Here is an 8430-nt window from a genome sequence, read left to right as displayed (position 1 = left end):
TATGTATTCCTACAGCATTTTGCTCCTACACAGGAGAAGCACTTGATAAGAAAACACCACTTCTTCGTTCTATGGAAGCAATCAGTGAACAAGCGGTTCGTATATTAAAATTATTTGGACATGAGAATGTTAAGAAAGTTGATTGTTCTGTAGGTCCTGAACAAGAATATTTCTTAGTAGATAGAGAAAAATATATTCAAAGAGAAGATTTGATTTTCACTGGACGTACATTATTCGGTGCAATGCCTCCAAAGGGTCAAGAACTTGATGATCATTATTTTGGAAGTATTAAAGAAAGAATTGCTGGTTACATGAAAGAATTGAATGTAGAGTTATGGAAGCTTGGAATTCTTTCTAAGACACAACATAATGAAGTTGCACCAGCACAGCATGAGATGGCACCAATCTACGGAACAGCGAATATTGCAACAGACCACAACCAATTAGTAATGGAAACAATGAGAAAGGTTGCAAAACGTCGTGGACTTGAATGTCTTCTTCATGAAAAACCATTTGCAGGTGTTAATGGATCTGGAAAACATAACAACTGGTCAATCGTTACAAACGAAGGAAAAAACATTCTTGAACCAGGTAAAACACCTCATGAGAATATTCAATTCTTATTATTCTTATCTGCAATTATTAAAGCAGTAGATGAGAACGCTGCATTACTTCGTTTATCTGCATCAAATCCAGGAAATGACCACAGACTGGGAGCAAATGAAGCACCGCCAGCAATTATCTCTATCTTCCTTGGAGAACAACTTGAAGATGTAATTAGCCAATTAATTGAAACTGGTGAAGCGAAAACTTCAAAACAAGGTGGTAAATTAAACATTGGTGTACATACACTTCCGGAACTTAAAAAAGATGCTACAGATAGAAACCGCACATCACCATTTGCATTTACAGGTAATAAATTCGAATTCCGTATGGTTGCATCTTCTATGTCAATCGCAGGTGCGAATACCGTGTTAAATACCATCGTTGCGGATGCATTAGCAGATATGGCAGATGAACTTGAGAAAGCAGAAAACTTTGATGTAGCAGTACATGACTTAATTAAGAAGACATTAACAGAACATCAAAGAGTTATCTTCAATGGTAATGGTTATTCTGATGAATGGGTTGCAGAGGCAGAGAGAAGAGGTCTTCCAAATGTTAAAACTATGGTAGATGCAATTCCATCACTTGTAAGTGAAAAATCAATCAAGATGTTCGAGAAGTTCAAAGTATACTCAGAAGTTGAATTACATTCACGTGCGGAAATCAACTATGAAGCATACTCAAAGACAATTAACATTGAAGCTAAGACAATGATTGAGATGGCTAATAAAAAGTATATTCCAGCAGTTATCAAAGCGGTTTCTGCATTAGCGGAATCAATTAACAGTGTGAAAGCAGCAGTACCAAGTGCAGATATAAGTGTTCAAGCTACATTATTAACAGAAAGCTCTGCTTTACTTGCACAGGCAAAAACAGCAGTTACTAAATTACAAGAAGTTATTGCTGAGGCTGCTACAAAGGAAGAAGGAGCAGAACAAGCAAACTATTTCAAAGATGTTGTATTCCAAGCTATGGCTAATTTAAGAAGTCCTATTGATGCATTGGAGTTAATTGTTGATAAAGAAGCATGGCCAGTACCAACATATGGAGAACTATTATTTGAAGTATAATTAGAATTTGTTTGTCTGAATAAAAAGTAGAATATTATAAAGTTCGTATAAAACATAAAATGTGTAATCCCCACAAGACCCCCAAGGAGTAGTTTCTTCTTAGGGGTCTTGTGATATCTATGGCATTAGAAAGAAAAAATAATCAAAAAATGTAAAATCTGTTGACATTTGGGAAAATAATGATATTATAAAATTGTAGTTAATGTTATATGGATTGGGGGAGTATATGAAAAACTATTATTTATTTTTGGATGAATCAAAACCTAATAGCAATTTTAGTAATTTTACTTTGGGTGGAATTGTTATTGAAAAAAATATATATGAATCGATATTAAAATCTCATGTAAATAATATGAAAATAAATTGCTTTGGAAATGATGATTTTATATTACATGAAATAGATATACGTTCGAAAAAGGGTGAGTTTAGCAAGATAACAAAAGATATACAGGAAAATTTCTTCGGTGAAATGAAAGAAATTTTTGAGAAAAATTATTTTGAAGTGTTAGCTGTAACAATAAATATAGATGAGCTAGAGAATTTATATGATGCAAATTCTAGAAATGATATTTATTACATAGCTCTTCAACTATTATTAGAAAACTTTGCACATTTTCTCAAAAGTAACAATGGAATTGGAAGTATATATTTAGAATCAACGGATCAATCAAATGACTCAAAGTTACAGAATCTGTATTACTCTTTATTGGCAACGGGAACACTTTTTTTAAAAAAAGAATTTTTACAGGAAAGATTAAAAACTATAAATTTTTCAATTAAGTCTGATAATATTATAGGGTTGCAAATTGCCGATTTCATTCCAAATGCAATTGCAAGAAATGCATTAAAAAAGAAAGAAAAACCATATTCATTATTAAAGAATATCCAAGCTATTCTTTATGATGGGAAAATAGGGAAAGCAGATAGATTTGGCTGCAAAGAAATTTCTTGACATTTGGAGTTGAAATGTGTATGCTGTATATAAGGATAAGAGGAAATGCATAGCTATTTGTCTTGTCTATAAGAAAAGAATTGCATAGCTTTTCTTTTTTTTGTATTTTTTTATTTTTACTACATAGAATATTATAACAATATACAATTGTATAACTTTTGTATGTTGTGGTTTAAGAGATTACATTGCATAGCTTTGTAATCTCTTTTTTTGTAAATAAGTTCGTGTAAATAGTCTATAAGAGAAGTACCAAATATTCTACACATATATTTAATGAAAGTGTAGTTTTACTATAAATATGTTGAAGGACATACGTAGTGACCTTATTGTATGGATAAAAAAGTAAAAATATAAACTAGATAAAGAGTGAAAGCATAGAAAATATACAAAAACTAGGTATTATGTAACATTGCTCAAAGAAAAATAACATGGTACTATATAAAAATGGGACTAATGGGTTCTTAAAAAGTAAAACCGTATGAATGTAAAAAAGGAGGAAAGCGTGGCAACGAAATATATGAGAAGTATATGAAGTTATATTGCTATGTTTTAAAGAGGTATGGGAAAAAAAGAACGGAAAAATGTATTTGCAAAAAAGTTACTTGGAATGTCTGTTATACAATTCGTATTATCTGCTACAGTTCTAATTATTATCGCGAGCATTTGCTTGATGTCGGGAATGCGATCGGAAGCGATTGATGGTTTGAAAAAGATGGCGAAGACGATTCAAATTGCTTATAACACAATGGATTCGGGGGATTATTATGTTAATGAAGACAAGGAATTGGTGAAGGGAAATCTAAATATTACAGAAGAACAGGAATTATTGAATACTTACGCGAAAGAAACAGATAGCGAGATTACCTATTTTTATGGAGATACGAGAGCTGCAACGACAATTATAAAGGCTGATGGTACTTCGTTTATTGGAACAAAGGCATCAGAGGAAGTTGTAAAACAAGTATTAGAAGGTCAAAATGAATATTCGGATTACAATATTACAATCAATGAAAAGCAGTATTATGCCTACTATATGCCAGTGAAAAATGCAGATGGAAGTATTGCTGGTATGCTTTTTGTAGGAAAAGAATGTGATAAGATTAATACATTTATTCGAACGAAGATTTTAACGATAGTAGCATTTGCAGTACTTATGATTGTCGCATTTAGTTTTGCAAGTTACTTTATTGTTAAGAAGTTTGCACATGGTATTATTGTTTTAGAAAATCTGTTGAGAAATCTTGAAAACGGAGAGCTTAACATTGAGATAAAAGAAAACTTACTAGTAAAGAGTGATGAAATTGGAGCAATTGCCAGAGCTGTTAATAGTGTGATTGTAAAACTGAAAACGGTTGTTGGAGTGTTAAACCAAAGTTGCGAAACGTTACTAAGTGAAGGTGGAAGTCTAGAGGGATTGGCAACGCATTCTAGCAGTACAGCAGAGGATATTAGTAGAGCAATTGATGAAATAGCAAAAGGTGCAGTAACACAAGCTTCAGATGTTGAACTTGCGACTGAGAACGTTGTTAATATGGGATCTTTAATTGAACAGATATCAAATGATATCAGCGATTTGAATAATATAACAGAAGCAGTTCTTATCTCAGAAGAAGAGGCAAATGATAATATGAACCAATTATCTGAGTCGAATGTGAAAACAACAGAGGCAATTAATCGAATTGCAAGGAATATTGAAAAAACAGATGATTCGGTTCAAAAAATTAGTGATGCACTACAGCTAATAACGAAAATAGCAGATGAGACAAATCTATTATCATTAAATGCATCGATTGAAGCGGCGAGAGCTGGTGAAGCAGGAAGAGGTTTTAGCGTTGTAGCAACGCAAATTCAAAAATTAGCAGAAGAATCGAATGCATCTGCAGGAAGAATTAATGAAATTATCGAAATGTTAGCCGAGGATTCAGCGACTTCTGTTGAAGTAATGAACGAAGTACAGGGTCATGTAAAAGAGCAGGAAGAAAAGTTAGAAGATACGAAAATTAAGATTGTACAAGTTAGTAAGGGAATTAAGCAATGCAATCAAAATGCAGAAGCAATTAATAGACAAGCGAAAGAATGTAATGCATCAAGAGTTGTAGTTATGGATGTAATTCAAAACCTTTCTGCGATGTCACAGGAAAACGCTGCTGCAACAGAAGAAACAACAGCATCAATGGAAGAGTTAGCAGCAACAATTCATGTTGTATCAGAAGCATCACAAAAGATGCAGGAGTTATCAACGACATTAAGTAAAGAAGTGAAATTCTTTAAGATGTAAAATTATTAAAGAAGTAAAATTCTTCAAGTTATAAATTATAAAAAAGGCTTTCTGATTATCCTTTAAGGGATTGTCAGAAAGCCTTTTGTTTGCTTTGATGATTAGGATTGTGAGGGTGTAGAATGCACAGTAATCCGTGTATCAGTTGGGGCAATTTTTTACCCCAATAAAATCTAGCTTAAATTTGCTAAGTAAGAATCGTTTAAAGCAACAACCTGTGTCATCATATCTTTACCAGGTGCACCAATCGTATTACGTTTGTTAACGCAAGTTTCTAAGCTGATTGCTTCATAGATATCTTCTTCGAATACAGGGCTGATTGCTTTGTATTCTTCTAGTGTCATATCATCAAGAGAGATATTCTTGTCAATACAGAATAGAACTAACTGTCCAACAATACCATGAGCATCACGGAAAGGAACACCATGATTAACAAGATAATCTGCGGCATCGGTAGCATTTGTAAAGCCGTTTTTAGCACTTGCTTCCATCACTTCGTTGTTAAATCTCATTGTAGAAATCATTCCAGTGAATAGAGAGATACAACCTTTAACGGTATCAATGGCATCAAATGTAAGTTCTTTGTCTTCCTGCATATCTTTGTTGTAAGCAAGAGGAAGACCTTTCATAGTAGTAAGTAGTGATACTAAAGAGCCATAGACACGACCAGTTTTACCACGAACAAGTTCTGCGATATCTGGGTATTTCTTTTGAGGCATAATACTACTTCCTGTACTATAGGCATCATCAATTTCAACAAATTGATATTCGTTTGAATTCCAGATAATAATTTCTTCACAGAAACGGCTAAGGTGCATCATAATTGTTGAAAGTGCACTTAATAATTCAATTAAGTAATCACGATCTGCAACAGAATCCATACTGTTAAGAGTAGCACCTGCAAAGCCTAATAACTCAGCAGTATATTCACGGTCAAGTGGATAAGTCGTTCCGGCAAGAGCACCTGAACCAATTGGTGAATAATTCATACGGTTATAGATATCAGTAAGTCTGGAGTAATCACGTTTGAACATCTCAAAATAAGCACCCATATGATGAGCAAGAGTGATAGGTTGAGCTTTCTGTAAATGCGTAAATCCAGGCATGTAAGTTTCAATGTTGTCTTTCATAATGATATTCAATTCAACAAGTAATGCTTTTACTAATTCTTTTAATTCAACAACTTCATCTCTTGTATATAACTTCATATCAAGAGCAACTTGGTCATTACGACTTCTACCAGTATGAAGTTTCTTACCAGCATCACCAACACGAGAGATAAGGTTTGCTTCTACAAAGCTATGGATATCTTCATGTGTACCATCAATAACAAGAGTACCATTTTCAATATCTGCAAGAATACCATTCAAGCCATCAACGATAGTAACCTTTTCAGCATCTGTAAGAATGCCTTGTTTTGCTAACATAGTAACGTGTGCAATACTTCCGTTGATATCTTGTTTATAGAATTTCTGATCAAATGAGATTGATGCATTAAAGTTGTGTACAAGTTGGTTCGTTTCTTTCGTAAATCGTCCGCCCCAAAGTTTCATATGTGGAGTACCTCTTTTCTATTATTTTTTATATGAATAAAAATACAGTAATGTATATATTATTCATAAAGTAAGTGATTTAAAATTTAGGATGACAGTAATAGTTTGAAGTCGCCATCCTAGCTAGTGTGTATTATATGTGTATAGTATGTAACAATATATTACCTTGTTTTCTTGAGAAATGCAATACAATCTATGTTGAAAAAGAAGAAAAATGAAAATTATCTAAAAAAGTACTGGAAAAATACATGGACTATGCTAAACTGGAAAATGAGTAGCTTTTTGTGAGAAAATAATGGGAATTGTTTGATTTGGTTGGTGTAATATTATGAATAAATAGTGAATTTATATACATTGAATTTATGTATCAAAGTCACTATGTGAATATGGAAGGAGAAAGAGATCTATGAGCAAATTATTTGAAGAATTACAGCCAATTCTTGATAAGGATATGGCATTGAATACGGCATTAACATTGCTTGATTGGGATAATAAAACACTAGCACCAGAAAAAAGTATTGAATATACAGCAAAAGTGATGGGGATTCTTTCGGACGAAGCATTTCGTTCTTTTGTAAATCCAGAGGTTCGTGCAATTCTAGCTAAGTTAGAAGAACATAAAGAAGAGCTAGAAGATAATGAGAAAGCAATCTTGAAGAAGTTACTAAAAGACTATGAGAAGATGGAAAAGATTCCGCCGGAAGAGAATAGGGAATTTAGTGAATTAGAAGCGGTTGCGGGAGGTATCTGGGCAAAGGCAAAGAATAATGATAATTTTGCTGAATTCGCACCAACACTTGAGAAGGTGATACATTTTCAAAAGAAATTTGCGGGATACCGAAAAAAAGGTGATGAGAAAATATATGATATTGTATTAAGTGATTATGAAGAATGTTTCAATACCGAAATGTTAGATGCTTTCTTTAATAAAGTCAAAGAGGAAATTGTTCCATTGATTAAAGAAGTCTCAGCAAGACGAGACCAGATAGATAAGTCTTATAATGCATTATCATATGATGTGAAGAAACAAGAAGAGTTCGGCAAATATATTGCAGAGTACGTTGGCTTTGATTTTAAGAAGGGAGTACTTGCAGCAAGTGAGCATCCATTTACTACAAATCTTCATAACCATGATGTTCGTATTACAACGCATTATTATGAGAATGATTTGGAAAGTTCTATTTTCTCTGTTATTCATGAAGCTGGTCATGCGATTTATGAAATGCAAGTAGCAGATGAGCTTACACAAACCCCTGTTGGTGCTGGTACATCTATGGGTATGCATGAATCACAATCACGTTTCTTTGAAAATGTAATTGGAAGAAGTGAAGAGTTCTGGACACCTCTTTATCCTAAATTGCAAGAGACATTCAAAGAGCAATTAGCGGATATCTCCCTTGAACAATTTATCGCTGGTATTAATAAGTCTGTACCGTCTCTAATTCGTACAGAAGCGGATGAATTAACATATACGCTCCATATTATCATTCGTTATGAGATGGAAAAGATGTTTATGGAAAATGAAATTGATATTATGAAGCTTCCTGAGCTATGGAATCAGAAATATGAAGAGTATCTAGGCATTACACCGCCAAGTGATAAAGATGGAATTCTTCAGGATGTTCACTGGTCGCTGGGCGCATTTGGATATTTCCCTTCCTATGCACTTGGAAGTGCGGTTGCAGCACAGATTTATTACCATATTAAGAGTATTATGCCTTTTGAAGAGTATTTGAAAGAAGGTAATCTTGCACCAATCCGTGAATATCTCAAAGAGCATATTCACAGATTCGGTATGACTAAGAATACAAATGAGTTCCTTATGGAAATGATGGGTGAGGAACTTAATGCGGACTACTATGTAAGATATCTGAAAGAGAAGTATACGAAGGTGTATGGTTTGTAGGGTTTAATTTATATTATTGAAAAAAAGAAACATATTTCAAGCAAAGGGAATGTGTTTCTTTTTTG

General features: G+C 33.4%; 5 protein-coding genes. 4 read left to right on the top strand and 1 reads right to left on the bottom strand.

The annotated features are described in order from the left end of the window. From RMR19_RS04990 to RMR19_RS04980, 3 genes are all read left to right on the top strand, one after another. Positions 1-1676: glutamine synthetase III family protein (locus RMR19_RS04990; RefSeq protein ID WP_310602398.1), on the top strand; the 1676-nt coding region annotated here is incomplete at its 5' end. Positions 1677-1902: 226 nt separating this feature from the next. Then, positions 1903-2628 carry a DUF3800 domain-containing protein gene (locus RMR19_RS04985; protein WP_310602397.1) on the top strand — a complete coding sequence of 242 codons (726 nt, stop codon included), beginning with the start codon at positions 1903-1905 and terminating at the stop codon, positions 2626-2628. A gap of 559 nt (positions 2629-3187) precedes the next feature. After that, a complete protein-coding gene (locus RMR19_RS04980) occupies positions 3188-4906 on the top strand; it encodes a methyl-accepting chemotaxis protein (protein WP_310602396.1) in 1719 nt (572 codons plus the stop codon). Positions 4907-5079: 173 nt separating this feature from the next. Here RMR19_RS04980 and argH read toward each other — a convergent pair whose 3' ends face one another. Next, entirely contained in the window at positions 5080-6459 is a 1380-nt protein-coding gene (argH, locus tag RMR19_RS04975; RefSeq protein WP_310602395.1) for an argininosuccinate lyase, read from the bottom strand. A gap of 406 nt (positions 6460-6865) precedes the next feature. Here argH and RMR19_RS04970 point away from each other — a divergent pair, with 406 nt between their 5' ends. Next, positions 6866-8365, top strand: coding sequence for a carboxypeptidase M32 (locus tag RMR19_RS04970; RefSeq protein ID WP_310602394.1), 1500 nt, complete (start codon positions 6866-6868; stop codon positions 8363-8365). Positions 8366-8430: the final 65 nt, after the last annotated feature.

The sequence above is a fragment of the Anaerosporobacter sp. genome (assembly GCF_031551385.1).
Classification (GTDB): Bacteria; Bacillota; Clostridia; order Lachnospirales; family Lachnospiraceae; genus Anaerosporobacter.
This window is presented reverse-complemented; position numbering and strand designations above follow the sequence as displayed.

What these genes read in the sequence shown, in the direction of transcription:
- RMR19_RS04985 (WP_310602397.1), top strand. Translation starts at nt 1,903, where the DNA reads ATGAAAAACTATTATTTATTTTTGGATGAATCAAAACCTAATAGCAAT.
- RMR19_RS04980 (WP_310602396.1), top strand. Translation starts at nt 3,188, where the DNA reads ATGGGAAAAAAAGAACGGAAAAATGTATTTGCAAAAAAGTTACTTGGA.
- argH (WP_310602395.1), bottom strand. Translation starts at nt 6,459, where the DNA reads ATGAAACTTTGGGGCGGACGATTTACGAAAGAAACGAACCAACTTGTA.
- RMR19_RS04970 (WP_310602394.1), top strand. Translation starts at nt 6,866, where the DNA reads ATGAGCAAATTATTTGAAGAATTACAGCCAATTCTTGATAAGGATATG.